Source organism: Pantoea sp. PNA 03-3, assembly GCF_003201175.1.
In the GTDB taxonomy this organism is placed as follows: domain Bacteria; phylum Pseudomonadota; class Gammaproteobacteria; order Enterobacterales; family Enterobacteriaceae; genus Pantoea; species Pantoea stewartii.
Window position 1 is genome coordinate 616,450 of record NZ_QICO01000003.1, and the last position, 24,750, is coordinate 641,199.

A 24,750-nucleotide genomic window follows, 5' to 3' on the forward strand; every position below is an offset into this window, starting at 1 on the left:
GGACAGCGTCATGAAACTGGAATCGTACTGGCAGGCGACCGCACCGGCGTTTCGCGCGGCCGCCAGCGGTCCGTTACCCGCCCACGCGGATGTGGTGGTGATCGGGGCGGGCTTTACCGGTGTTTCGGCGGCCTTATCGCTGGCGCGCAGTGGGATCAATGTGGTGGTGCTGGACAGCGGGGAGGTAATGAGTCAGGCCTCCGCCCGTAATGGCGGTCACTGCAACACCGGCGTGGCGCAAAACTTTGCCTCACTGGTAGCCAGCCAGGGGCTTGAGCAGGCCAGTCGGTTCTATAAGGCATTCGATGATGCCGTGACCTATGTCGGACAGTTGATTAAAGACGAGCAGATTGACTGTGACTTTCGTCTGTGCGGCAAGCTCAAACTGGCCAGTAAGGCGTCGCACTTCTCCGGCCTGCGTGAGGCCTGGGAACTGATGCGCCGTACGGTGGACCCGGAAGTGGAGCTGCTCAGTCAGTCAGAGATTGCGCAGGAGATCGACGGCGGCGATTTTCATGGCGGCCTGCTACAGCATCACGGCGGCCAGATGCACATGGGCAAATTTGGCGTCGGCCTGGCCGAAGTCGCGGCCCGCAGTGGGGCAAAAATTTATACGCATCATCATGTTACGAAGCTGGAACGGCTTGACGGCTACCGCCATCGGGTAGTGACCAGCAAAGGTGACATTCTGGCCGATAAAGTGCTGATGGCGACGGGCTGTTCCAGTGACGGTCCGTTCCCGTGGTTCCAGCGCCGTATTGTGCCGGTGGGCAGCTTTATCGTGGTGACCGAGCCGCTGGATACGGCGCTTCTTACCGGCTTGCTGCCGCATAAACGTAACTATGTGACGTCCATGAACATCGGCAACTACTTCCGGACCACCGCGGACAGCCGTCTGGTGTTCGGTGGCCGGGCACGCTTCGCCATCAGTAACCCGACGTCGGACTCCCGCAGCGGGGACATCCTGCACGCCGCCATGGCCAGTATGTTCCCCAGACTGCGCCATACGCAGATCGACTACTGCTGGGGCGGCATGGTGGATATGAGCGCCGATCGCCTGCCGCACGCAGGCGAACAGGACGGTGTGTTTTACTCGCTGGGTTACAGCGGGCATGGCACGCAGATGTCGGTATGGATGGGCCGGGTCATGGCCGATCTGTTGAGTGAGAAATCCCGCGATAACCCCTGGCAGCGCGAGACATGGCCTGCACTGCCGGGTTATCACGGAAAACCGTGGTTCCTGCCTCTCGCCGGGCTCTACTACAAAGCAAAGGATCGCCTTTCATAACTTCACATTGTTTTTCAGGCCGCCGGGGCATTGTCGGGTCGAAACATCATGACCGGATCATCGCCTTCGCGGTGCGCGCCACACAGCATGTGCCGTCTGATTAACGCAGGGAATTTCACCGTTCGCTTGAAAACGTAATGAGGGTGTACAGATGAGTAAAATCGATAATAAAGAATCTGACGTAACCAATCCTGCTCTGACGCGGATGATCACTGAAGGTACGCTGTCCCGCCGCAGTCTGATGAAATTGCTTTCAGCCGGGGCCGCGATGAGCACCGGGCTGATCGGCTTCCCTGGCATGGCGCTGGCAGAGGAGAAACCGACTCAGGGCGGCAAAATCCGTGTGGGCATGTCCAATGCGTCGGCGACTGACACGCTGGACCCGGCGAAAGGCAATAACAGCGCCGACTTTACGCGCCAGTTTATGTTCTACAGCGGTCTGACAGAGGTGGATAAAACCCTGACGGTGAAACCTGCGCTGGCGGAATCCATCGACTCTGACGATGGCGTCACCTGGAGCATTAAGCTGCGTAAAGGCGTGACCTTCCATGATGGTAAGCCGTTTACGTCCAAAGACGTGGTTTATTCACTGAGCCGCCATAAAGATCCGGCCGTCGCGTCCAGCGCTTTCAAGCTGGCTGAGCAGTTCAAAACCATCAACGCCGTCAACGACAATGAAGTGCAGCTTATTCTGGTGGCACCTAACTTTGACGTTCCCTACATGCTCGCGACGTCGCCCTTCCTGATCGTGCAGGACGGCACCAAAGATTTCAGCAAAGGTATCGGCACAGGGCCATTTGTCTGCAAAAGCTTTACGCCTGGCGTCAGTACGCTTGGCACGAAAAATCCCAACTATTTTAAGCCGGGGCTGCCGCATCTGGACCAGGTGGAACTGCTCGGCGTGACCGATCAGGCGGCCCGCGTCAATGCTCTGTTATCAGGCGATATTCAGGTGGCTTCAGGGCTGAAAGCCTCGGACAGTATGCGCATCAGCCGTACACCGGATCATGGGGTGCTTGAAACCAAGGGCGGCATGTACACCAACCTGATTATCCGCACCGACATTAAACCCGGCAGCAATCCGGATTTCGTGCTGGCGATGAAATATCTGCAACCCAGAGAGATCGTGGTGAAAACCGTGTTGCAGGGCTTTGGCGACGTCAGCAACGACACGCCGGTTCCGCCGTGGCACCCGCTGTACAACGCCGATCTCAAACCCCGTCCGTTGGATCCGGAAAAAGCGAAGTTTTATATCAACAAAGCCGGCATGAGCGGGCAAACCATTGAGATTGTTACGACGCCGCCGCTGGAAGGCGCAACCGAAGGCGCGCAACTGATTCAGCAGGTAGGTCGCAATGTCGGACTGAACGTCAACGTGCGTCGTGTGCCGTATGAAGGCTACTGGGGTACCCACTGGATGAAAGATCCCATTGGTTATGGCTCCATCAACCCGCGGCCAACACTGGATATGCTGTTCTCACAGTTTTATCTCTCCAGCGCACCGAACAACGAATGCGGCTGGAAAAATGAACAGTTCGATCAGCTGGTGATTGCGGCGCGTGGCGAACGGGATAAAGCCAAACGCAAGCAGATGTACGGCGATATGCAAACCCTGATCTATGACCACTGCGGCACGCTGATTCCTGCCTTTATCAGCTCGATGGATGGTTACAGCAAAAAGTTGAAAGGGCTGGAAGCCTGGCCGTCAGGCATGTTGATGGGCTATCGCTTCCACGAGTTTGCCTGGCTGTCTGCCTGATCACGCGTCTGTAAGAGGAGTTCGCCGATGAACCGATACATGATGTTCCTGATTGCCCGGCGCATTGGCGCCGGCATCCTGACCTTGCTTATCGTCTCAGCGGTGGTGTTCTTTATCACCAGCCTGCTGCCGGGCGATGCGGCGCAAATGATCCTGGGGCAAAACGCCACACCCGAAACCGTGGCGGCCCTGCGTCAGCAACTGGGCTTAGATCAGCCGCTGCTGGTGCGCTATTTCACCTGGCTCGGCGGCATGCTGACAGGGAATTTTGGCACCTCATTTGCCAGTCATCTGCCGGTGGCACAGCTGGTGGCACAGCGGCTTCCGGCCACGTTTGAACTGGCGGCGACCACCACCGCCATCTGCGTGCCGCTTGCGCTGATTATCGGTATTGCCGCCGCGATGAACCGCGGCTCGAAGCTGGATCGCGCGCTGGTGATTGGCACTATGGCCACGGTAGCCGTACCGGAATTTCTGGTAGCGACCGTAGCGGTGCTGATCTTCGCCGTGAAGCTGCACTGGGTCTCGGCTATGTCACTGGGCAGTCCCAACATGGATTTCGCCAGCTATATCAAAGCCTACGCATTGCCGGTCATCACGCTATGTTGCGGCCTGGTCGCCCAGATGGCGCGCATGACGCGTGCGGCCATCATTAACCAGCTCGACAGCCCGTATCTGGAAATGGCCTTGCTGAAAGGCGTTTCCCCGATGCGCGCCGTGTTGCGTCATGCCTTACCTAACGCCGTTGGCCCGATTGCGAACGCGATTTCCCTCAGCCTTTCTTATCTGTTTGGTGGCGTCATCATCATTGAAACCATCTTCAGCTATCCCGGTCTGGCCAGCCAGATGGTGGATGCGGTCAGTAACCGCGATCTGCCCGTCGTGCAGCTCTGCGTCATGCTGTTTGCCGGCTGTTATCTGTTGCTGCTGCTGGCTGCGGATATTGTCACTATCGCCTTTAACCCGAAATGGAGGAGCTGATGAAACTTCTGCTTCCCTGGCGCATTTTTCAGTCACTGTCGTTATCAGGTCGCCTGGGCCTGATCGTGACCCTGTTCTGGCTGGTCATCGCGCTGTTTGGCACCTGGTGGGCACCGCACAGCCTCGACGATATTGGTTCCGGGCCGCTGATGGGCGGATTCACCCCCGAAAACCTGTTGGGCACCGATTATCTGGGGCGGGATATGCTCACGCGCATTATGTACGGCGCGAAATTCTCGCTGGGCCTGGCACTCGGCGCGGCCATTCTGGCCAGCCTGATTGGGACGATGCTGGCCTTAATCGCGGCGGTCACCGGACGCTGGCTGGAAGAGCTGCTGGGTCGCATTAACGACGCGATGCTGGTACTGCCGGGTAAAATTCTGGCGCTGATGATTGTGGCGGTATTTGGTTCTTCACTGCCGATGCTGCTGATCACGGCGGTGTTCACCTACTGGCCGGGCGCCTTCCGCATTGCGTTTGCGCTGGCCAGTAGTTTGCGCAATATGGATTACGTCCGCGCCTCCCGGCTGCGGGGCGAAAGCCGCTGGTACATCGCCATCCACGATATTCTGCCGAACATGGTTCATCCGGTGCTGGCCGATTTTGGTCTGCGCTTTGTGTACATCGTCCTGCTACTGAGCGGCCTGAGCTTCCTGGGGTTGGGCGTCCAGCCGCCGTATGCCGACTGGGGCACCTTAGTCCGCGAAAATATTCAGGGGCTGTTTGACGGTTCGCCGGCGGTGTTGATGCCCGCCCTGGCGATTGCCAGTCTTACTATCGCCGTAAACCTGTTTATTGACAGTCTGCAAAGCATGCGTCCGCTGACGCTGGCAAAGGAGGGGGCATGAACGTGACACCACATACGGCGATGCCTGTGATTTCGGTGGATAAGCTGCGCGTAACGGCGCACAACGACAATGGCGATGAGCTGGATATCGTCTCCGATATTCGCTTCACCGTGCAGAAGGGGGAAGTCCTGGCGCTGATTGGTGAATCCGGCTCGGGGAAAACCACCATCGCAATGGCGCTGATGGGCTATGCCCGCCACGGTTGTAAGATCGCCGAGGGAAATATCCACGTCGCGGGCACCAACGTCATGGCACTGACGCCTGCCGAACTTCGCTTTTTCCGCGGAAATAAGGTCGCCTACATTGCGCAAAGTGCGGCGGCCTCGTTTAACCCCGGCATGAAAATTATCGACCAGGTGATCGAGCCAGTGGTGATTCACGGCACGATGACGCGCAAGGCGGCAAAAGCCAAAGCGCTGGGCCTGTTTCGGGAGCTGGCGCTGCCGAATCCGGACACCATTGGCGATCGCTTTCCGCATCAGGTTTCAGGCGGACAGCTACAGCGCTTAATGACGGCCATGGCGCTGATTAGCGATCCGGAGGTGGTGATTCTTGATGAGCCTACTACCGCGCTGGATGTCACCACGCAGGTCGAAGTGCTCAAAGCCTTCCGCCGCGTGGTCAAACAGCGTGGCGTGACGGCGATTTATGTCAGCCACGATCTGGCCGTCGTTGCACAAATGGCCGACCGTATTCTGGTTTTGCTGCAGGGAAAAATTGCCGAATACGGCACCACGGCCCATCTGATAGGCGCACCGCAGTCGGACTATACGCGCCTGCTGATGGCGGCGGCGCAACAGAAAGAACGCCCCAGCAACTGGTGCCCGGCAAAGGCGAATGAGCTGCCGCTGCTGGAAGTACGCGACCTGTCTGCGGGTTACGGACCCAAAGGCAGTGATGGTTTGCCCAAAGTGCGCATTCTGGAAAACATCAATCTTACGCTCTGGAAAGGCCAGGCCATCGGCATTATCGGTGAGTCCGGCTCGGGCAAAACCACGCTGGCTCATGCTATCGCCGGCCTGAACCCGGCCTGTCAGGGGCAAATCCTGTTTAACGGTCACATGGTGGCCGGTCAGATGCAAAAGCGCACGGATAACGAACTGCGTCGTATTCAGTATGTTTTCCAGATGGCGGATACGGCGCTCAATCCTGCACACAGTGTGGAACAAATTCTGTCACGCCCGCTGACGCTGTTTCATGGGCTGAGCGGCATCGCCCGGCAGAACCGGCTGTATCAACTGCTGGATTTGGTCAGGCTGCCACGTACCGTGCTCTCGCGCCGTCCCTGGTCGCTGTCCGGTGGACAAAAGCAGCGCGTGAACCTGGCGCGCGCGCTGGCGGCAGAGCCGGATGTCATTCTGTGCGATGAGGTAACCTCGGCGCTCGATACCGTGGTGGCCTCGGCTGTACTGGATCTGATCAGTGAGCTGCGCCGTGAACTGGGGCTGTCTGTCATCTTTATCAGCCACGATATGCACGCCGTCAGAGCGGTGTGCGATGAGATCGTCGTCATGCGCAATGGCGCTATCGTCACCCAACTGGCGCGGGAAAATTACGAGCAGCCGACCCGCGAGCTCTATTTTGAACGCCTGAAACGTGCCGTGCCTGAACTCCGTCAGGGCTGGCTCGACGAGCACGAAGAGATCCTGAAAGCCGAATAACCGGTAAACAAGCGCCCCCTATTCCGGGGCAGGGCAGCACGCCATTGCCATGTTGCCCCAACACACGACGAGGTTGTGACGACATGCCCGCACCGATTCGATATGTACAGGACAGCCCGGATTTCCCGGATGCTGCTGATGTGGTGGTGATAGGTGCCGGTATCGCCGGTGCAGCCGCAACCTGGTATCTGGCAAAGCAGGGCCTGAAAGTGGTGCTGATAGAAAAAGGCCTGGTCGGGGCCGAACAGTCCAGCCGCAACTGGGGCTGGTGCCGCCAGCAGAATCGCGACGAGCGTGAACTGCCACTGGTGATTGAAGCCCTGCGCGGCTGGGAACAACTGAGTCAGGAAACCGGGGAAGAGCTGGGGTTTCGCCGCAGCGGCCTGGTGTATGCCACCCGCAATGAAGCGGATATTGCCGCCTGGGATAAGTGGGGGCAGATGGCGAAGCAGTACGGCGTGCGCAGCGATATTCTGAATGCCCGGCAGGCTAAAGCGATGACGCCGGGCAGTACCACTGACTGGCTGGGCGGCGTATCAGCGCCTACGGACGGTGCTGCTGAGCCGCGACTCGCCGCCCCCGGCATTGTCATAGGGGCGCAGAAAAACGGGGCGCAGGTTTTTCAGCAGTGTGCCGTGCGCGGGCTGGATATCACGGCGGGCTGTGTCAGCGGCGTCGTTACGGAACGCGGCCTGATCAAGACCAGCCGTGTGATCTGTGCTGCCGGGGCATGGACCTCGATGTTTTGCCGTCGTCACGGATTCGATCTGCCGCTTGGCAATGTGATTGGCACCGCGTTTCGCACTCAGCCCATTCGGCAGGCCATTACCGTGCCGTTTTATACCGAACGTTTCGCCTGTCGCCCACAACTGGACGGCAGCTATACGGTTTCCGTCTCCGGCCGCGGCAGACTGGAGCCCGGCGCGCAGGGGCTGCGCTATCTGAAGCAGTTTTATCCCACATTCAAAAGTCGTCGTAAAAACCTTACCCTGAACCTGGGGATTAAACCGTTTTTCCATGGGCCTGAAGCCATGGGCCGCTGGGATCTGGATAGCGTTTCGCCGTTTGAGCGTATGCGTATTCTCGATCCGGCCGCCGATCGCTCGGTGGTGGAAAACGGCCTGGCAGCGATGCGCCGGGAGTTTCCTGCCCTGGCCAACCTGAAGGTTGCCCAGGCCTGGGGCGGCATGATTGACAGCACCCCGGATGCGATTCCGGTCATCTCCACCGTGGCAAAACTGCCCGGTCTGGTGCTGTCGGCGGGCTTCAGCGCCCACGGTTTTGGCATTGGCCCCGGTGCGGGCCGCCTTGCCGCCGAGCTGGCAACTGACGCCACGCCGGTTGTCGATCCGACACCTTATCGCTACAGCCGTTTCACTGACGGCAGCGCACTTGATGCACCTGGCATGATGTAAGGAAAGCAAAATGACATTTCATATTCGTACCATGACCTCAGACGATATCCCGCAGGTTCACGCCATGAGCCAGGCACTTAACTGGCCGCACCGTCGCGAGGACTGGGCGATCGGCATCCAGCTTGGCGAAGGCGTAGTGATTGAAGAGCAGGGTGAGGTCATCGGCAGCGCGATTCTGTGGCGCTGGGGTGACGAGGCCGCCACCATTGGCCTGGTCATTGTGGCCAATCAGCATCAGGGCCGGGGACTGGGCAAGCAGCTGATGCTGGCGCTACTGGAAAAAGTCCCCGGCTATAACGTACGTCTGCACGCTACCGACATGGGCAAGGGCCTTTACGAGAAACTGGGTTTTGTGGCCTGCGGCAACATCCTCCAGTACCAAACGCCGTCCCTGAGCAGCGTGCCGGCCGTGCCCATCCCGGCGGGGTTAACTCTGTCTGCCGCAACCGCCGACGACCAGGACAGGCTGGTGCAGATGGACCAGGCGGCGCATGGGCTGTACCGCCCTGAACTTATTGCGCATCTTATTAACGATAACCAGACCGTTATTTTGCAGGACGACGCACAACAGGCGCGCGGGTTTGCCAGCCTGCGCCGTTTTGGCCGCGGCTGGGTGATTGGTCCGGTGATCGCGGACAGTTTACCGGTGGCACAGGCACTGACCGCCGCGTTAATGCAGGGCCTGAAAGGGGAATATCTGCGCATGGACACCGACGCCGCGCTGCCGATGGCCAGCTGGCTTGAAAGTCTTGGACTGGCCAATGTGGATGCCCCGGTCACCATGGTACGTGGCCAGGTGTGGGCACCACAGGGCATGCAGGCGTTTGGCTTAATGACCCAGGCGATGGCCTGATGCATATCGTGTACAAATCGGAGCCCCAGCGCGGCCTTTACTGGCAGCGCTGGCTGGCGGCGCATGCGCCGGATATCCACTTACATCTCTGGCCCGAAACGGGTGAGCCGGAGCAGGTGGAGGCGCTGATCGCCTGGGTGCCGCCGGACGATGTGACCCGCCGGTTTCCCAACCTGAAAATTCTGTTTTCTGTCGGTGCCGGGGCGGAACAGTTCGATCTGTCCGCGCTTCCTGCACACCTGCCGTTAGTGAGGATGATTGAACCCGGGCTGACGCAGGGCATGGTGGAATACATTACCTTCGCCGTGCTGGGACTGCATCGCGATATGCCGCGCTATTTCCAGCAACAGCGTGCGCAGCAGTGGCAGGCGCATTCAGCCGTGCCCGCCAGCGAACGGCGCGTAGGGATCATGGGACTCGGCGAACTGGGGCGCGCCGCACTGACCCAGCTTCAGACATTAGGCTTTGACTGCGGCGGCTGGAGCCGGACGCCCCATCAGATACCGGGCGCAGTGTGCTGGCACGGTGACGCGCAGCTGCCCGCGTTTCTGGCACGCAGCGACATTCTGGTGTGCCTGTTACCACTGACGCCCAGCACAGAGGGCCTGCTCAATGCCAGACTGTTCAGCCAGTTGCCCGCCGGGGCCGCGCTGGTGCAGGCCGGACGCGGACCACAGCTTAACGAACAGGATTTGCTGACCGCGCTGGACAGCGGTCAGTTACGGGCCGCGGTGATTGACGTAACGGAGCCGGAACCGCTCCCTGCCGGTCATGCGTTCTGGACCCATCCCGCCATCTGGCTCACGCCCCATATTGCCAGTCGCACACAAAACGACAGCGCGGTGAGCGCACTGGTGGCCAACCTGCGGCGTTTTCAGCGCGGTGAGCCGCTGCACGGCGTTATCGATCGTTCACGAGGATATTAAGATGGATCATTTAGTGGCGTTGCGCCGGGATCTGCACCGTAACCCGGAGCTGGGATTTCAGGAGCAGCGTACCAGCGACATAGTTGCCCACTTTTTACACGATCTGGGCATTGAAGTGCATCGCGGCATCGGTAAAACCGGCGTCGTGGGCATACTGAAGAAAGGCACAAATTCGCGCATGATTGGGTTGCGTGCCGATATGGATGCGCTTCCTGTGCAGGATAAAGGCGAGGTTGCCTGGACCAGCCTGCAACAAAACCGCAGCCATGCCTGTGGTCATGATGGCCACACGACCATGTTGCTGGGCGCAGCGGAGAAACTGGCGCGTGACGTTGCGTTTGACGGTACGGTATGTTTTATCTTTCAACCGGCAGAAGAGGGGCTGGCGGGCGCGAAGGCTATGATCGACGATGGCCTGTTTGAACGCTTTCCCTGCGATGCCGTGTATGCGCTGCATAACTGGCCCGAGCTGCCGCTTGGGGAGATTCAAACCCGTCCGGGGCCGATTATGGCGGCAGCCGACCGTTTTGATATCACCGTCAAAGGCGCAGGCGGGCATGCTGCCCAGCCTCATCTGACCCATGACACGCTGCTGGCGCTGAGCGAGCTGGTGGTCCAGCTCAACACGCTGGTGCCACGGGCACTCGATCCCTGCGAACCGGCTCTGCTGACCGTGACGCGCATGCAGGGCGGTTTCTCCCACAATATGATCCCTGCGGAAGCCAACATCACCGGTACGGTGCGCACCTTTAATCCCGCGGCGCAGGACATCATCGAATCACGCCTGCGGCAGATGGCAGAACACATCGCGGCCGCGCACGGCTTACAGGCTGAGGTGAACTATCTGCGCTATTACCCGGCCACGATCAACAGTGATGCGGAAGCGACTCAGGCACTCGCCGCCCTGCAGGCCGCAGGTATGCAGGCACGCCTCGCGGCTCAGCCCGCGCTTACCTCAGAAGATTTTGCTTTTATGTTGCAGGCCAAACCCGGCGCCTATCTGTGGATCGGCTCCGCGCCCTGCAAGCCGCTGCACCATGCGGCCTATGACTTTAACGACGCGTTGATACCGCATGGAATACGGGCATTTATCACGCTGGCCTGCCACGGGCTGGGGGCAACATTTCCTTGCTGAAACCTGTGGGATTTTAACACTTAATGCCGCTACTGGCGGAATTACGGCACCGTCATCGCTCAACAGATTGCGATACTTAAGCCAACCGAACACGACGTGGATGAGGTAGAGAAATGCAGAATGTCCTGGCAGAACAGCAAACTTATTCGGATAACAGCCTGTTGCTGGATGTCCGAGAACACCATGTGCCGCGTGGCATCGTTACCGCACATCCGCTGGTGATCGAACGCGCGAAAGGCAGCGAAGTATGGGATGTGGAAGGGAACCGCTATCTGGATTTCGTGGGCGGCATCGGCGTACTGAACGTCGGTCATAACCATCCTGCGGTCGTTAATGCCGTGACCCGTCAGCTCGGCCTGGTGTCGCATGCCTGTTTTCAGGTTGTGGCCTATCCTGGCTATATCGAACTGGCACAGCGCCTGAATAAGCTGGTCGGCGGTGAAGATCATTATAAAAGTGTTTTCTTCACCAGCGGCGCAGAAGCCGTCGAGAATGCGGTAAAAATTGCGCGTGCTTATACGCAACGTCCCGGCATTATCGCCTTTGACGGGGCGTTCCACGGTCGTACCTTGCTGGGTGTCACGCTGACCGGCATGTCTGCGCCGTACAAACAGAATTTCGGTCCGTTCCCGAGTGATGTGTATCGTCTGCCGTTCCCGAATCCGTTGCACGGTGTCACGGAGGCCGACTGTCTGAAGGCGCTGGAGCAGCTGTTTGCGGTGCAGATTCTGCCGGAGCGCGTGGCCGCCATTATCATTGAACCGGTGCAGGGCGATGGCGGCTTCTTACCGGCCGGTCCCGCGTTTATGCAGGCCCTGCGCCGCATTACCACCCAGCACGGCATTGTGTTGATCTGTGATGAAATCCAGAGCGGCTTTGGCCGTACCGGCACCATGTTTGCCTTCCAGCAACTTGGCATCAAACCGGATTTGGTCACGACGGCGAAGAGTCTGGCGGGCGGGTTGCCGATTTCGGGCGTGGTAGGTAAAGCCGAGATCATGGACAGCCCGGCGCCGGGCGGACTGGGCGGGACCTATGGCGGTAACGCGCTGGCCTGTGCGGCGGCCCTCGCGGTACTGGATATCTTTGAGCAGGAAAATCTGCTGGCGCGTTCTTGTCAGTTAGGTGAGCAACTGAATCAGCGTCTGCGTCAGCTGGCAGACAAGTATGCCTGTATTGGCGATGTGCGCGGCGTAGGTTTTATGCAGGCCGTTGAGATTCTGGATGTGGACACACACAAACCCGACAGTGCACTGACGCAAAAGATCCTCGACTGCGCCTGTCAGGAAGGGTTGCTGCTGATTAAATGTGGCTTACATCGCAATACCATACGTTTCCTTGCACCGTTAGTGACCACCGATTCGCAACTTGAAGAGGCGCTGCATATTTTCGATATCGCGCTGGCGCGGGCGACCGGTCGTTTGTAACAGCACTGGCCCTCATTGACAAGGCAGCCACCCGGGATGCGGTCCACCAGGCCGCAACCCGGGTGTCACGCTGGCGCATTTTTTGCAAAGCGTGATAAGCCCGGGATTTTTTGTGTTACAAAAAAGTAGCGCAGTTGTTATTTTAAAAGGCGTATTTTAAGGAGTAATAAAAGTGCGCTTTGCGCGAGTACACAGCGTATTTCTGGGTAGTCACGAACGTCCAGTACAGCGGTAAACAATGAGGGGTGCTATGAACGGCTTAATGAAACTCGATCGCATCGATATCAATATTCTGGTGCAACTACAAAAAGATGGCCGTATCAGCAACGTTAATCTCGCCGATGCCGTCGGGCTTTCCCCGAGCCCTTGCCTGCAACGCGTCAAGCGCCTGGAACAGGCGGGATTCATCACGGGCTATGAAGCGCACGTTAATCTCACCAAAATTACCGATTCCGTCACCGTCTTTACCGAAGTCACGCTTAACGGACACCGCCGCGAAGACTTTATGAAGTTTGAAGCTGCGATGCGTGACGTCGATGAGCTGATGGAGTGCCATCTGATTACCGGCGGTTACGATTACCTTCTGCGCTTTATCACCCGCAGTATTGAGCACTACCAGGACGTGATTGAGAAGATGCTTGATGCCCAAATCGGCATTGATAAATACTTCAGCTACATCGTGATCAAATCCCCGGTCATGAAAAGCAGTGTGCCCCTGCGCTCACTGATCGGCAAACATAACGCGATGGAATACGGAAGCCAGTAGCCCGCGCAGTAAGAACGCTTTTTCGCGATGACAGGTACGAATGCAACATCGCCTGGGCGCGAAATCCATCACTGACCGTTGATATTTTTTTTGATCGACTACCCTTTAAGTCTGCACGGACTAAGAGGGGAAGGCGACCATGAGTACCAAAACCAGTGATTTTTTTGTCCAGCGTCTCAAGGCGTGGGGCGTTACGCGCATTTATGGCTATCCGGGCGATGGCATCAACGGTGTTTTAGGGGCCATTCAGCGTGCCAACGAACAGGGTGACGGCATTGAATTTATCCAGGTCCGTCACGAAGAAATGGCCGCCTTTATGGCCGCCGGACATGCCAAATTTACCGGCGAGCTTGGCGTTTGTCTGTCAACGGGCGGCCCGGGTGCGACACATCTTCTGACCGGGCTCTACGATGCCAAAATGGATCACGCACCGGTTCTCGCCATTGCCGGGCAGGCGGAAGCGACCGCTCGCGGTGCCAGTTATCAGCAGGAAATGAACCTTGACCGGATTTTTTCCGACGTGGCTAATTTTGTGCAGGAAGCCTCCGCGCCTGCGCAGGTCCGCCATCTGATTGACCGTGGCGTTCGTATTGTCATTGCACAGAATGGCGTGGCGGTGGTGATCGTCCCGAAAGATATTCAGGACGAAGCCTGGCAGGCGCCTCCGCACCTTCACGGTTTTACCCATTCTGGCAGCGGCTATCAGCGCCCCAAAGTTGTCCCTTACGACCATGATCTGCAACGTGCTGCTGAGGTGCTGAACAGCGGGAAAAAGGTCGCCATTCTTATTGGTTCTGGTGCCCGCGATGCGGCGACAGAAGTGGTGAAAGCGGCTAATCTGTTGGGCGCGGGCGTGGCAAAAGCGTTGTTAGGTAAAGATGTGCTGCCGGATGATGCCCCTTTTGTAACCGGCGCTATTGGTTTACTTGGCACGGGGCCCTCCTGGGAAATGATGCAACACTGCGACACGCTGCTGATGATCGGTAGCGGCTTTCCCTGGACGGAATTTCTGCCGAAAGAAGGTCAGGCACGCGCAGTACAGATTGATATCGATCCTGCCATGCTGGGCCTGCGTTATCCTTGTGAAGTGAATCTGCACGGCGATGCCGCAGAAACGTTGCGTGCTTTGTTACCTTTGCTGGAGCACAAAACCGATCGTCGCTGGCAGGAGGATATTGCACGTCAGGTACAAGAGTGGTGGACACTGATGGAAACGCGAGCGCATGCTCCTGCCAATCCTGTTAATCCGCAGCGTGTGGTATGGGAAATGTCGCCGCAACTGCCGGACGATGCCATTGTGACCTCTGATTCCGGCTCCTGTGCCAACTGGTTTGCGCGTGACTATCGTGTAAAACAGGGCCAGCGCGCCTCACTGTCCGGCGGCCTGGCCTGTATGGGGGCGGCGGTGCCCTACGCGATTGCGGCCAAATTTGCCCATCCGCACAAGCCGGTTGTGGCGCTGGTGGGAGACGGGGCGATGCAGATGAATAATATGGCTGAGCTGATCACCATTCAGAAATACTGGCAACAATGGGCCGATCCGCGCCTGATTGTTTGTGTATTCAATAATCAGGACCTCAATCAGGTGACCTGGGAACAGCGCGTGATGGAGGGCAATCCGCGCTTCGAAGCAACCCAGCAACTGCCGAACGTTAACTATGCTGAGTTCGCTGAATCCCTGGGATTGACAGGGATCTATGTGGATAATCCGGATGCGCTCGCAGGTGCATGGCAACGGGCGCTCAGCGCTGACCGGCCTGTACTGCTGGAGGTAAAAACCGATCCGGAAGTCGCGCCTCTGCCGCCACATATCACGTTCAGTCAGGCCAAATCCTTTATGGCCTCCATGGTTAAAGGGGATCGTGGCGCGGTCCAGATTCTCAGTGACACGGCCAGCCAACTTTTTCATAAAAAGCAATAGCGGGTAAATTTTCACTCGCCCTGCGGCAAGACTCTGCTTGCTGCCGGCCATACGGATGTCCGGCAGCCCTTTGCTAAACCGATAACAGGAGCCTGATCATGGGAACAAACACACAACCGGTGTGGCTGATTTCTGGATGTTCAACGGGATTTGGCCGTGAACTGGCGCAGCAGACCATCGCCCGCGGATTCCGGGTGGTCGTAACTGCACGCCATCGATCAGCGATCGCCGATCTGGTTGACGGCCATCCGAACGCGATCGCGGTTGAACTGGATGTGACGCAACAACACAGTATTGATAAGGCGGTCAACAAAGCGCTTGAAACGTTCGGCACCCTTGACGTACTGGTCAATAATGCGGGTTACGGTTACCAAAGTTCCGTCGAAGAAGGGGAAGACAAGGCCATACGCGCGCAGTTTGATGCCAACGTTTTCGGTCTGTTTGCTCTGACGCGTGCGGTACTGCCGGCTATGCGCACCGCGCGACGGGGCCACATTATGAATATCACCTCCGTGGCAGGATTTATCGGCTTTGCCAGCTCAGGTTATTATGCTGCCAGTAAGCACGCCGTAGAGGGCTGGTCTGATTCGCTCGCCCAGGAGGTGGGTCCGTTAGGGATTCACGTGACCTGTATTGAACCCGGCCCGTTTCGTACCGACTGGGCAGGACGTTCCCTGCATCAGACCCCGAGCACCTTACCGGATTATGCCGAAACCGCTGCCGCCAGGATGAAGGCGACGGCGGCGTACAGCGGCACGCAGAAAGGTGACCCTGTTCGTGCGGCGAGCGCGATGATCGCCATTGCTGAACACCCCGAACCGCCGCGCCACGTGGTGATGGGAGCATGGGGTTATGAGGCGGTAACGGAAAAACTCAAAGCGCGACTGGCACAGATAGAAGCCTGGAAACAGACATCATTATCAACCGATTTTCCTGATTAAACAGCCGGATAAGCCCTGACCGCCATATGGCATGGATGCCCTATGGCGTTGAGCGGTTTACTCTCAGACCTGTCCGGTGTCCTGCGCTTCACAGACAAATTCACCTTCGCTTCACTAAGTCGTCACCTCTCTGTCATCTGATCCCGTCACGCTGTAGCCATCCCGCAGTCCACCGGCTGCGAAATCCCCCCTTACGCTGTGAGGATTTATTTGTGATGGAGTTATCCAGACATCCGACCACTGTGTATCAGGCCGTTGCGGCGCAACTGGAGCAGGCTGTTCAGGAGCGTTATCGTAGTGGTGACTACCTTCCTTCGGAGCAACAGCTGGCCGATCACTATGCCGTTAACCGCCACACCTTACGTCGGGCGGTTGATGAACTGGTGAATAAAGGGCTGCTGCAGCGTCGCCACGGCGTCGGCATTTTGGTGTTAATGCGCCCGTATGATTATCCGCTCCATGCGCAGGCCCGCTTCAGCCAGAACTTACTGGAACAGGGCAGCGATCCCACCAGTGAGCGCCTGCTGGCCGTATTGCGTCCTGCCAGTACAGACGTCGCGGCCGCATTAGGCGTGAACGAAGGCGACAACGTCATTCATCTGCGCACGCTGCGCCGGGTCAATGGCCTGCCGGTGTGCCTGATTAATCACTTCCTGCCCGACCTCAGTTGGTGGCCGCAGCTACAACGCTTTACCAGCGGCTCGCTCCACGACTTCCTGCGGCAGCACACCGGCAAGCAGCTGGTGCGCACGCAAACGCGCATCAGCACCCGTCGGGCTCAGGCCAAAGAGTGCAAGCAGCTGGAGATCGCACTGCATTCCCCCTTGTTGTGCGTGCGCACCCTGAATAAAACCACCGATGGTGCGATGGCGGAGTACTCCGTCAGCCTGACGCGTGGCGACATGATTGAACTCACTCTGGAGCACGAATGAAACAGCAAACGGCACGCCAGCACTGGCTTTCGGTGTTGGCCCACAGCAGCGCCGCCGAGCTTGACGCGCTCTGGCAGCCGCTCAACCTTACGCCGGCATTTACGCTGATCCGACCGGCTGAAATTGGCCTGACACGGTTGCAGGCCCGCATGGGCGCGACGGGCAAACGTTTTGTGATGGGCGATGCCACCGTCACGCGCGCGGTCGTCCGGCTAAACGATGGCACCCTGGGCTACAGCTACCTGCTGGGCCGGGATAAAGCCCACGCCGAACGCTGTGCCCTGATGGATGCGCTGTTGCAGCAGACGGGCACCGCCGAGCTGTTACAGGAAAAGATTATTACCCCACTGGCGGCCTTACGCGACGAGCAGCGTCAGCTGCGTGCACGTGAAATCGCCAGTAGCAAAGTGGACTTCTTTACGCTGGTACGCGGAGACAATGAATGACTTTACTGGCAAGTTTTCATCACCCGGTTGCGGATGCGCAGCATGCTTTTCGCCGCATTCTGAAAGCCATGAGCGAACCTGGCGTTATGGTATCGCTGCCGCTGCAACAGGGCTGGGGCGCACTTTCTCCCGCCGCCACTGCCGTGCTGCTGACCCTGGTCGATCAGGAAAGCCCCCTATGGCTGGACCCACAGGTCGATAATCAGACGCTGCGCGATAACCTGCGTTTTCATACCGGCGCACCGATTACCGACAGCAGTGATGCGGCATTTGCGTTAAGTCACGCGACCGCTCAGCCTAATCCGGCCGACTTTTCCGCGGGTGACAACCTGGCACCTGAGAAAAGCACCACGCTGATTATTGAGGTACCTGCGCTGAACGGTGGCCTGGCATTAAGGTTGACAGGGCCGGGACTGCGCGAAGCGCGCGCCATTGCGCCACAACTGCCGGAAAGCGTGATCGACTACCTGCGTGCCCGCCCGCATCCGTTTCCTCAGGGTGTGGATCTCATCTTTACCTGTGGCGAAGCGATGATGGCGGTGCCACGGACAACCCACGTTGAGGTGTGCTCATGTACGTAGCCGTGAAAGGGGGCGAAAAAGCCATTGCTAACGCCCATCACCTGCAGGCGGATGTGCGGCGCGGCGATCGCGCGGTGCCTGAATTATCCTGCGACCAGGTCGCGCAGCAGCTCGGTCTGGCGGTAGATCGGGTAATGACGGAAGGTGGCATTTACGATCCCGCGCTGGCGGCGCTGGCGATTAAGCAGGCCAGCGGCGATCTGGTGGAGGCCATTTTCCTGCTGCGTGCCTATCGCACAACCCTGCCGCGGCTGGCGCAAAGCACGCCGTTAGCTACCGGTAGCATGCGAATCGAGCGACGCATCTCGGCGGTGTATAAGGATTTACCCGGCGGTCAGGTACTCGGGCCGACCTACGACTATAGCCACCGTCTGCTGGACTTTACGTTGATGGCAAATGGCGAAACACCGCCGCCGCCGCGCAGTGAGCAGGCGCTGCCGGAACACTGTCCGCATATGTTCAGCATGATGAGCGAGGAAGGCTTCGCGGAGGCAGAACACGACGATGGCAGCGAACCCACGGATATCACCCGTGAGCCGATGGGCTTTCCCGCCTCGCGCGCGGCACGTCTTCAGCAACTGGTGCGCGGCGACGAAGGGTTTCTGCTGTCGCTGGGCTATTCCACGCAGCGTGGCTATGGCCGCACGCACCCCTTTGCCGGTGAAATCCGTACCGGATACGTCAGCGTCAGCATTTGTCCCGAAGAGCTGGGTTTTGAACTGGAGATCGGGGAAATGCTGCTGACCGAATGCGAAATGGTCAACGGTTTCACGCACGACGGCGAAAGCGCCCCGCACTTTACGCGGGGTTATGGCCTGGTCTTTGGCCGGGCTGAACGTAAAGCCATGTCCATGGCGCTGGTGGATCGGGCGCTACAGACGCGTGAACACCATGAACGCATTACCAGCCCGGCGCAGGACGAGGAGTTTGTGCTGTCCCATGCGGATAACGTCGAAGCCGCAGGTTTTGTGTCCCACTTAAAACTGCCGCACTACGTCGATTTCCAGGCGGAACTGGAACTGCTGAAACGTCTGCGCCAGGACTATCAGGAGCAGCAAAATGGCTGAACTCAGCGGCTATAACAACGGCTATCTTGACGAACAAACCAAACGTACGATCCGACGCGCCATCCTGAAAGCCGTGGCGATTCCCGGCTATCAGGTGCCGTTTGCCGGACGTGAAATGCCGATGCCTTATGGCTGGGGCACCGGCGGCATTCAAATTACCGCCAGCGTGATTGGCGACAAAGACGTTCTGAAAGTTATCGACCAGGGCGCGGACGATACCACCAATGCGGTCTCGATCCGCCGTTTCTTTCAGCGCGTCAGCGGTGCGGCGACGACCGAGCGCACAGTGGACGCCACGCTGATCCAGACGCGCCACCGTATTCCGGAAACGCCGCTGCAAGAAGATCAGATCCTGATTTTCCAGGTGCCGATTCCCGAGCCGCTGCGCTTTATTGAGCCTCGCGAAACGGAAACCCGCACCATGCATGCGCTGGAAGAGTACGGCATCATGCAGGTCAAACTGTACGAAGACATCGCCCGTTTTGGTCACATCGCCACCACCTATGCCTATCCGGTAAAGGTCAACGATCGCTATGTGATGGATCCGTCGCCGATCCCCAAATTCGATAACCCCAAGATGCACATGATGCCCGCGCTCCAGCTGTTTGGTGCCGGTCGTGAAAAACGCATCTATGCCTTGCCGCCCTATACCAAAGTTGAAAGCCTCGATTTTGACGATCATCCCTTCACCGTGCAGCAGTGGGACGAACCCTGTGCGCTCTGTGGTTCGCGCCACAGCTATCTGGATGAGGTGGTGATGGACGACCAGGGCACGCGCATGTTTGTGTGCTCCGATACCGATTTTTGCCACCAGCAGCAGGAACAACACCATGCACAGTGAACAACCGCTGCTCGCGGTGAACAACCTTACGCATCTGTATGCGCCAGGAAAAGGCTTTGAAGACGTCAGTTTTGATCTCTATCCGGGCGAGGTTCTGGGTATCGTCGGGGAATCCGGATCGGGCAAAACCACCCTGTTGCGTAGCCTGTCAGCGCGGCTGGCACCGCAGGCGGGCGCGATTCACTATCTGCAACGCGATCTGTATCAAATGAGCGAAAGCGACCGCCGCCGCTTACTGCGCACGGCGTGGGGCGTGGTCCACCAGCACCCGCTGGAAGGTTTGCGCCCTCAGGTCACGGCGGGCGGCAATATCGGCGAGCGCCTGATGGCCGTCGGTCACCGCCATTACGGCGAGATCCGCGCGCAAGCCAGCCACTGGCTGCAGGCGGTGGAAATCGCAGCTAACCGCATCGATGATCTGCCGACAACCTTTTCCGGCGGCATGCAGCAGCGTCTGCAAATCGCCCGCAATCTGGTCACCCAGCCGAAGCTGGTGTTTATGGATGAACCGACCGGCGGCCTGGACGTCTCGGTGCAGGCACGGTTATTGGATCTGCTGCGTACGCTGGTGCGGGAACTCAATCTGGCGGTGGTGATTGTGACGCACGATCTGGGCGTGGCGCGCCTGCTGGCGCATCGCCTGCTGGTGATGAAGCAGGGCCGGGTGGTGGAAAGTGGCTTAACTGACCGCGTGCTGGATGACCCGCATCATCCTTACACGCAACTGCTGGTTTCATCGGTGCTCAACTAATGGCGACGGCGACTATGAAAACGCAACTGCGCGTAGAAAATTTGTGCAAAACCTTTGTGTTGCACAATCAAAACGGGGCGGCGCTGCCGGTATTACAGAATGCCTGCCTGGACGTCAGTCAGGGCGAATGCGTGGTACTGCACGGGCATTCCGGCAGCGGGAAATCCACCCTGCTGCGTGCCCTGTACGGTAACTATCAGGCCAACAGCGGCCACATCTGGGTACAGCATCAGGGCGAGTGGGTGGATATGGCGCAGGCACCGGCCCGTCAGATTATTGCCATTCGTCGCGATACTATCGGCTGGGTCAGTCAGTTTCTGCGCGTCATCCCGCGCGTGCCGACGCTGGAGATCGTGATGCAGCCGTTGCTGGAGCGCGGCGTGGAACGCGGCTTCTGCGAAGCCCGCGCGAAAGAGCTGCTGACGCGACTTAACGTCCCGCAGCGCCTCTGGTCTCTGGCCCCCTCAACCTTTTCGGGAGGTGAGCAGCAGCGCGTCAATATCGCCCGCGGCTTTATCGCGGACTATCCGGTGTTGTTACTGGACGAACCCACAGCGTCACTCGACAGTGTCAACAGTGCCGCGGTCGTGGGCCTGATTGAGCAGGCGCGTGAACGCGGCGCGGCAATCGTGGGGATCTTTCATGATGAAGCGGTGCGGGAACGTGTGGCCGATCGCCTGCACGTCATGCAGCCCTTCAAAACAGGGGCAGAAGCATGATTATTAATAACGTAAAGCTGGTGCTGGAAAATGAGGTTGTTGCCGGTTCGCTGGAGTTTCGCGAAGACCGTATTACCAACTTTAGCGAAACGAACAGCCAGCTGGCCAGTGCGCTGGATGGCGAAGGCGCATATCTGCTGCCGGGCCTGGTGGAGTTGCATACCGATAACCTGGACAAATTTTTCACCCCACGGCCTAAAGTCGACTGGCCGGCGCACTCGGCGATGAGCAGCCACGATGCGCTGATGGTGGCCAGCGGCATCACCACCGTGCTGGATGCTATCGGCGTGGGGGATGTGCGTGATGGCGGCCACCGACTGGAAAATCTCAGTAAAATGATTGGCGCGATTCGTGACAGCAACCAAAAGGGGCTTAATCGCGCGGAGCATTTGCTGCATCTGCGTTGTGAGCTGCCGCATCATACAACGCTGCCGCTGTTTGAAGCCTTGCTGTCCTCACCTGAGCTGTCGCTGGTGTCGCTGATGGATCACTCACCGGGCCAGCGTCAGTATGCGTCGCTGGAAAAGTACCGGGAATACTACCAGGGAAAATACCAGCTGAATGACGAGCAGATGGATGCGTTTGAGCGCGAGCAACTGGAACTGGCCGAGGCCTGGTCACAGCCTAATCGTCTGGCGATTGCCGCGCTGTGCCGCGATCACGGCATCGCGATCGCCAGTCATGACGATGCGACTGTTGACCATGTCGAAGAGTCGCACGCCGTGGGCAGTGCGATTGCTGAGTTTCCCACCACGCTGGAGGCGGCGAAAGCTTCGCGCTACCGCAACATGCAGGTGTTAATGGGCGCGCCCAACATTGTTCGCGGCGGTTCGCATTCCGGCAACGTGGCCGCCTGGGAGCTGGCCGCTCACGGCATGCTGGATATCCTGTCGTCGGACTACTATCCCGCCAGCCTGCTGGATGCGGCGTTCCGCCTGGCCGCCGATGAGCGCAATACGCTCTCTTTGCCTCAGGCCATTGCGCTGGTGACGTGCAATCCGGCACGTGCGCTGGGGCTGGAAGATCGTGGCGTGATCAGCGAAGGCTGCCGCGCCGACCTGGTCCTGGCGCATACTCAACATGGCCATCCCCATATTCGCCATGTCTGGTGTAAAGGTCGGCAGGTGTACTGATGGCCCGGCTCATCTGGCTTATCGGCCCGTCCGGTTCAGGCAAAGACAGCCTGCTGGACCGGCTGCGCGAGGCACCGCCTGAGGGCTTGCTGATTGCTCATCGCTATATTACGCGCCCCCATGATGTAGGGGGCGAAAACCATATCGCCCTGACGGAAGCGGAATTTATCCGGCGCGATGCGCTGGGGTTATTTGCCGTCAGCTGGCAGGCGCACGGTTTTTATTACGGCGTGGGCAGTGAAATCGACCACTGGCTGGCGTGCGGGCAAAACGTGCTGGTCAACGGATCGCGCCAGCATCTGGAACACGTCCGGGCACGTTACGGCACGCGACTGTTACCGCTATGCCTTGAGGTGTCGTCTGCGGTACTGGCCGCACGGTTACGCCAGCGTGGCCGTGAGAGCGAAGCGGCGATCGCCCAACGGCTGGCACGGGCTGACCGGCATCAGCCAGAAGGCTGCCTGCGGCTGAATAACGATGGCGCACTTGAAGAGACCGTACAACAGTTACGTCAGTTGCTGGAGGGCGCCTCATGAAACTGACCCTGCTCGGTACGGGCGGCGTAACCGGGGCTCCCGTGTTCGGTTGTGACTGTGGCGCCTGTTTGCGCGCCCGTCAGTCTGCCCGTTATCGCCGCGCGCCTACAAGCGCGTTAATCGAAGCCGGACGTGAACGTATTTTACTGGATGCGGGCTTACCCTTGCTGGCAGAACGGTTTCAGCCTGAGGATATCAACCGGATTCTGCTGACGCACTATCACATGGATCATGTGCAGGGCTTATTTACCCTGCGCTGGGGCAAAGGGAAACCGATTCCCGTCTGGGGGCCGCCGGATGAAAAGGGCTGTGACGACTTGTTTAAACATCCCGGCTTACTGGATTTCCGGCCCGCGTTAACCCCCTTCGTGGCCCAGTCATTTGGCGACCTGCGGGTGACGCCCTTACCACTACAGCATTCACGGCTTACGCATGGCTATCTGTTTGACTGGCACGGTGCCCGGCTGGCCTGGCTGTGTGATACCTGCGGTCTGCCGCCGGATACCGCGGATTTCCTTCGTGGACAAACGCTGGACCACCTGGTGGTGGACTGCAACGATCCCCCCGGTCAGGGCGGGCGTAACCATAACGATGTGACCGCGGCCCTGACCATCATCGAGGCACTGAAACCCCACCAGGCCTGGCTGATTCATCTGAGTCACGATATGGACAACTGGCTGGCCGAGCATCCGCTACCGGCCTCGGTGCAGGCGGCGCATGACGGCCTGTCGCTGTCTCTGGACGCCGTTTTGCCTGTCATCGTTTAATCACATAACCGTAATACAGCTTTCATCCCCGGTGTTCTTAATATAGCGGTCTCTCGTCAGGTTCCTGCTGCGTGAGCAGGGCCTGCTGTCCCTGCTGCCAGCAAAGGCACTGAGCCAACAGGTACGGGCCAGACAGGGTAATGAAGCCCCGGATTCAGCGTCGGGTGCACAGAACGTTAACTGGAACAACGGAGAACATCATGGCACAGGCACTGCTGAAAACGGTGGTCGATAACGTCACGTCGTTGACCCACTCCGGCGGGCAAAAAGTGTTATCTGTTCAGGGATTGAGCAAAGCCTACGGTAGCAACAAAGTCCTCGATAATGTCAGTTTCGATTTGCATGCGGGTGAATTAGTGGCGGTGATTGGTCGCTCTGGCGCAGGCAAATCGACATTGCTGCATATGCTGAACGGCACCATTTCGGCCTCGCAGGGCGCAATCATCAGCCTGCATCACGGCGAAGCCGATCGCAATGTGGTCAACCTCAGTAGCCGCCAGATGCGCGAATGGCGTGCGCAGTGCGGCATGATTTTTCAGGATTTCTGCCTGGTGCCGCGTCTTGACGTGCTGACCAACGTGCTGCTGGGTCGTCTCAGCCAGACGTCGACGCTGAAATCGTTTTTCAAAGTCTTCTCTGACGCCGACCGCGCCCGCGCAATTCAACTGCTGGAGTGGATGAACATGCTACCGCAGGCGTTACAGCGTGCCGAAAACCTTTCAGGTGGACAAATGCAGCGCGTGGCGATCTGTCGGGCGCTGATGCAAAACCCCAAAATTCTGCTGGCCGACGAACCGGTTGCCTCTCTCGATCCCAAAAATACCACCCGCATTATGGACGTTCTGCGCCAGGTGAGTGAACAGGGCATCAGCGTGATGGTTAACCTGCACTCGATCGAGCTGGTGAAAAGTTACTGCACCCGCGTCATCGGGATTCAACGCGGTGTGGTGCTCTTTGACGGCCATCCTTCTGACCTGACCGACGGCCTGCTGCATCAGCTGTACGGCGATGAATTCAACCAGATCCACTAACTATCACAGCAAGAGAACAAGGCTA

The 24,750-nt window shown here is 58.6% G+C and carries 24 protein-coding genes; all 24 read left to right on the top strand.

Going from position 1 to position 24,750, the window contains the following annotated elements; genetic code table 11:
- The first annotated feature begins 10 nt into the window (after nucleotides 1-10).
- Complete coding sequence (locus tag C7433_RS12580; protein WP_006119656.1) at nucleotides 11-1,288, top strand: FAD-binding oxidoreductase; 1,278 nt, start codon at nucleotides 11-13, stop codon at nucleotides 1,286-1,288.
- 151 nt (nucleotides 1,289-1,439) lie between these two features.
- Nucleotides 1,440-3,047 (top strand): ABC transporter substrate-binding protein, encoded by a 1,608-nt coding sequence (locus C7433_RS12585; RefSeq protein ID WP_058701620.1) that lies wholly within the window; start codon nucleotides 1,440-1,442, stop codon nucleotides 3,045-3,047.
- A gap of 27 nt (nucleotides 3,048-3,074) precedes the next feature.
- Nucleotides 3,075-4,028 (top strand): ABC transporter permease, encoded by a 954-nt coding sequence (locus tag C7433_RS12590; protein ID WP_039338049.1) that lies wholly within the window; start codon nucleotides 3,075-3,077, stop codon nucleotides 4,026-4,028.
- Nucleotides 4,028-4,876 (top strand): ABC transporter permease, encoded by an 849-nt coding sequence (locus C7433_RS12595; protein WP_006119653.1) that lies wholly within the window; start codon nucleotides 4,028-4,030, stop codon nucleotides 4,874-4,876. The genes C7433_RS12590 and C7433_RS12595 overlap by 1 nt, the downstream gene beginning before the upstream one ends.
- Nucleotides 4,873-6,537: an ABC transporter ATP-binding protein gene (locus C7433_RS12600; protein ID WP_110268287.1), complete on the top strand. Its 1,665-nt coding sequence runs from the start codon at nucleotides 4,873-4,875 to the stop codon at nucleotides 6,535-6,537. Before C7433_RS12595 ends, C7433_RS12600 begins: the two co-directional genes overlap by 4 nt.
- 83 nt (nucleotides 6,538-6,620) lie before the next feature.
- The gene (locus C7433_RS12605; protein ID WP_110268288.1) at nucleotides 6,621-7,952 is read left to right on the top strand and encodes an FAD-binding oxidoreductase; all 1,332 of its coding nucleotides are present in this window, start codon (nucleotides 6,621-6,623) and stop codon (nucleotides 7,950-7,952) included.
- Between the two features lie 10 nt (nucleotides 7,953-7,962).
- The gene (locus C7433_RS12610; RefSeq protein ID WP_039338046.1) at nucleotides 7,963-8,805 is read left to right on the top strand and encodes a GNAT family N-acetyltransferase; all 843 of its coding nucleotides are present in this window, start codon (nucleotides 7,963-7,965) and stop codon (nucleotides 8,803-8,805) included.
- On the top strand, nucleotides 8,805-9,731 hold the full coding sequence (locus C7433_RS12615; RefSeq protein ID WP_110268289.1) for a glyoxylate/hydroxypyruvate reductase A: 927 nt from the start codon (nucleotides 8,805-8,807) through the stop codon (nucleotides 9,729-9,731). The genes C7433_RS12610 and C7433_RS12615 overlap by 1 nt, the downstream gene beginning before the upstream one ends.
- 1 nt (nucleotide 9,732) lies before the next feature.
- Nucleotides 9,733-10,866, top strand: coding sequence for a M20 aminoacylase family protein (locus C7433_RS12620; protein ID WP_110268290.1), 1,134 nt, complete (start codon nucleotides 9,733-9,735; stop codon nucleotides 10,864-10,866).
- A gap of 113 nt (nucleotides 10,867-10,979) precedes the next feature.
- A complete protein-coding gene (gabT, locus tag C7433_RS12625) occupies nucleotides 10,980-12,293 on the top strand; it encodes a 4-aminobutyrate--2-oxoglutarate transaminase (RefSeq protein ID WP_033740353.1) in 1,314 nt (437 codons plus the stop codon).
- Between the two features lie 250 nt (nucleotides 12,294-12,543).
- Nucleotides 12,544-13,059 (top strand): Lrp/AsnC family transcriptional regulator, encoded by a 516-nt coding sequence (locus C7433_RS12630; RefSeq protein ID WP_033740352.1) that lies wholly within the window; start codon nucleotides 12,544-12,546, stop codon nucleotides 13,057-13,059.
- A 139-nt stretch (nucleotides 13,060-13,198) separates the two neighbouring features.
- Nucleotides 13,199-14,980: a thiamine pyrophosphate-requiring protein gene (locus C7433_RS12635; protein WP_110268291.1), complete on the top strand. Its 1,782-nt coding sequence runs from the start codon at nucleotides 13,199-13,201 to the stop codon at nucleotides 14,978-14,980.
- Nucleotides 14,981-15,078: 98 nt separating this feature from the next.
- Nucleotides 15,079-15,921, top strand: coding sequence for an oxidoreductase (locus C7433_RS12640; protein WP_110268292.1), 843 nt, complete (start codon nucleotides 15,079-15,081; stop codon nucleotides 15,919-15,921).
- A gap of 215 nt (nucleotides 15,922-16,136) precedes the next feature.
- The gene (gene phnF, locus C7433_RS12645; RefSeq protein WP_006119641.1) at nucleotides 16,137-16,853 is read left to right on the top strand and encodes a phosphonate metabolism transcriptional regulator PhnF; all 717 of its coding nucleotides are present in this window, start codon (nucleotides 16,137-16,139) and stop codon (nucleotides 16,851-16,853) included.
- On the top strand, nucleotides 16,850-17,299 hold the full coding sequence (phnG, locus tag C7433_RS12650; protein ID WP_006119640.1) for a phosphonate C-P lyase system protein PhnG: 450 nt from the start codon (nucleotides 16,850-16,852) through the stop codon (nucleotides 17,297-17,299). Before phnF ends, phnG begins: the two co-directional genes overlap by 4 nt.
- A complete protein-coding gene (phnH, locus tag C7433_RS12655; RefSeq protein WP_033739495.1) occupies nucleotides 17,296-17,880 on the top strand; it encodes a phosphonate C-P lyase system protein PhnH in 585 nt (194 codons plus the stop codon). Before phnG ends, phnH begins: the two co-directional genes overlap by 4 nt.
- Nucleotides 17,871-18,947 carry a carbon-phosphorus lyase complex subunit PhnI gene (locus tag C7433_RS12660; protein ID WP_033739493.1) on the top strand — a complete coding sequence of 359 codons (1,077 nt, stop codon included), beginning with the start codon at nucleotides 17,871-17,873 and terminating at the stop codon, nucleotides 18,945-18,947. Before phnH ends, C7433_RS12660 begins: the two co-directional genes overlap by 10 nt.
- The gene (locus C7433_RS12665) at nucleotides 18,940-19,788 is read left to right on the top strand and encodes an alpha-D-ribose 1-methylphosphonate 5-phosphate C-P-lyase PhnJ (protein ID WP_006119637.1); all 849 of its coding nucleotides are present in this window, start codon (nucleotides 18,940-18,942) and stop codon (nucleotides 19,786-19,788) included. Before C7433_RS12660 ends, C7433_RS12665 begins: the two co-directional genes overlap by 8 nt.
- The gene (phnK, locus tag C7433_RS12670; RefSeq protein ID WP_006119636.1) at nucleotides 19,778-20,539 is read left to right on the top strand and encodes a phosphonate C-P lyase system protein PhnK; all 762 of its coding nucleotides are present in this window, start codon (nucleotides 19,778-19,780) and stop codon (nucleotides 20,537-20,539) included. Before C7433_RS12665 ends, phnK begins: the two co-directional genes overlap by 11 nt.
- Nucleotides 20,539-21,258 carry a phosphonate C-P lyase system protein PhnL gene (phnL, locus tag C7433_RS12675; RefSeq protein WP_006119635.1) on the top strand — a complete coding sequence of 240 codons (720 nt, stop codon included), beginning with the start codon at nucleotides 20,539-20,541 and terminating at the stop codon, nucleotides 21,256-21,258. Before phnK ends, phnL begins: the two co-directional genes overlap by 1 nt.
- The gene (gene phnM / locus C7433_RS12680; protein ID WP_039338201.1) at nucleotides 21,255-22,391 is read left to right on the top strand and encodes an alpha-D-ribose 1-methylphosphonate 5-triphosphate diphosphatase; all 1,137 of its coding nucleotides are present in this window, start codon (nucleotides 21,255-21,257) and stop codon (nucleotides 22,389-22,391) included. Before phnL ends, phnM begins: the two co-directional genes overlap by 4 nt.
- Nucleotides 22,391-22,927, top strand: coding sequence for a ribose 1,5-bisphosphokinase (gene phnN / locus C7433_RS12685; RefSeq protein ID WP_006119633.1), 537 nt, complete (start codon nucleotides 22,391-22,393; stop codon nucleotides 22,925-22,927). Before phnM ends, phnN begins: the two co-directional genes overlap by 1 nt.
- On the top strand, nucleotides 22,924-23,694 hold the full coding sequence (gene phnP / locus C7433_RS12690; RefSeq protein ID WP_039338203.1) for a phosphonate metabolism protein PhnP: 771 nt from the start codon (nucleotides 22,924-22,926) through the stop codon (nucleotides 23,692-23,694). Before phnN ends, phnP begins: the two co-directional genes overlap by 4 nt.
- Before the next feature lie 200 nt (nucleotides 23,695-23,894).
- Nucleotides 23,895-24,725, top strand: a complete 831-nt coding sequence (gene phnC / locus C7433_RS12695; protein ID WP_006119631.1) for a phosphonate ABC transporter ATP-binding protein — start codon at nucleotides 23,895-23,897, stop codon at nucleotides 24,723-24,725.
- Nucleotides 24,726-24,750: the final 25 nt, after the last annotated feature.

Coding starts and splice junctions, on each gene's coding strand:
- C7433_RS12580 (WP_006119656.1), top strand. CDS start 11: ATGAAACTGGAATCGTACTGGCAGGCGACCGCACCGGCGTTTCGCGCG.
- C7433_RS12585 (WP_058701620.1), top strand. CDS start 1,440: ATGAGTAAAATCGATAATAAAGAATCTGACGTAACCAATCCTGCTCTG.
- C7433_RS12590 (WP_039338049.1), top strand. CDS start 3,075: ATGAACCGATACATGATGTTCCTGATTGCCCGGCGCATTGGCGCCGGC.
- C7433_RS12595 (WP_006119653.1), top strand. CDS start 4,028: ATGAAACTTCTGCTTCCCTGGCGCATTTTTCAGTCACTGTCGTTATCA.
- C7433_RS12600 (WP_110268287.1), top strand. CDS start 4,873: ATGAACGTGACACCACATACGGCGATGCCTGTGATTTCGGTGGATAAG.
- C7433_RS12605 (WP_110268288.1), top strand. CDS start 6,621: ATGCCCGCACCGATTCGATATGTACAGGACAGCCCGGATTTCCCGGAT.
- C7433_RS12610 (WP_039338046.1), top strand. CDS start 7,963: ATGACATTTCATATTCGTACCATGACCTCAGACGATATCCCGCAGGTT.
- C7433_RS12615 (WP_110268289.1), top strand. CDS start 8,805: ATGCATATCGTGTACAAATCGGAGCCCCAGCGCGGCCTTTACTGGCAG.
- C7433_RS12620 (WP_110268290.1), top strand. CDS start 9,733: ATGGATCATTTAGTGGCGTTGCGCCGGGATCTGCACCGTAACCCGGAG.
- gabT (WP_033740353.1), top strand. CDS start 10,980: ATGCAGAATGTCCTGGCAGAACAGCAAACTTATTCGGATAACAGCCTG.
- C7433_RS12630 (WP_033740352.1), top strand. CDS start 12,544: ATGAACGGCTTAATGAAACTCGATCGCATCGATATCAATATTCTGGTG.
- C7433_RS12635 (WP_110268291.1), top strand. CDS start 13,199: ATGAGTACCAAAACCAGTGATTTTTTTGTCCAGCGTCTCAAGGCGTGG.
- C7433_RS12640 (WP_110268292.1), top strand. CDS start 15,079: ATGGGAACAAACACACAACCGGTGTGGCTGATTTCTGGATGTTCAACG.
- phnF (WP_006119641.1), top strand. CDS start 16,137: ATGGAGTTATCCAGACATCCGACCACTGTGTATCAGGCCGTTGCGGCG.
- phnG (WP_006119640.1), top strand. CDS start 16,850: ATGAAACAGCAAACGGCACGCCAGCACTGGCTTTCGGTGTTGGCCCAC.
- phnH (WP_033739495.1), top strand. CDS start 17,296: ATGACTTTACTGGCAAGTTTTCATCACCCGGTTGCGGATGCGCAGCAT.
- C7433_RS12660 (WP_033739493.1), top strand. CDS start 17,871: ATGTACGTAGCCGTGAAAGGGGGCGAAAAAGCCATTGCTAACGCCCAT.
- C7433_RS12665 (WP_006119637.1), top strand. CDS start 18,940: ATGGCTGAACTCAGCGGCTATAACAACGGCTATCTTGACGAACAAACC.
- phnK (WP_006119636.1), top strand. CDS start 19,778: ATGCACAGTGAACAACCGCTGCTCGCGGTGAACAACCTTACGCATCTG.
- phnL (WP_006119635.1), top strand. CDS start 20,539: ATGGCGACGGCGACTATGAAAACGCAACTGCGCGTAGAAAATTTGTGC.
- phnM (WP_039338201.1), top strand. CDS start 21,255: ATGATTATTAATAACGTAAAGCTGGTGCTGGAAAATGAGGTTGTTGCC.
- phnN (WP_006119633.1), top strand. CDS start 22,391: ATGGCCCGGCTCATCTGGCTTATCGGCCCGTCCGGTTCAGGCAAAGAC.
- phnP (WP_039338203.1), top strand. CDS start 22,924: ATGAAACTGACCCTGCTCGGTACGGGCGGCGTAACCGGGGCTCCCGTG.
- phnC (WP_006119631.1), top strand. CDS start 23,895: ATGGCACAGGCACTGCTGAAAACGGTGGTCGATAACGTCACGTCGTTG.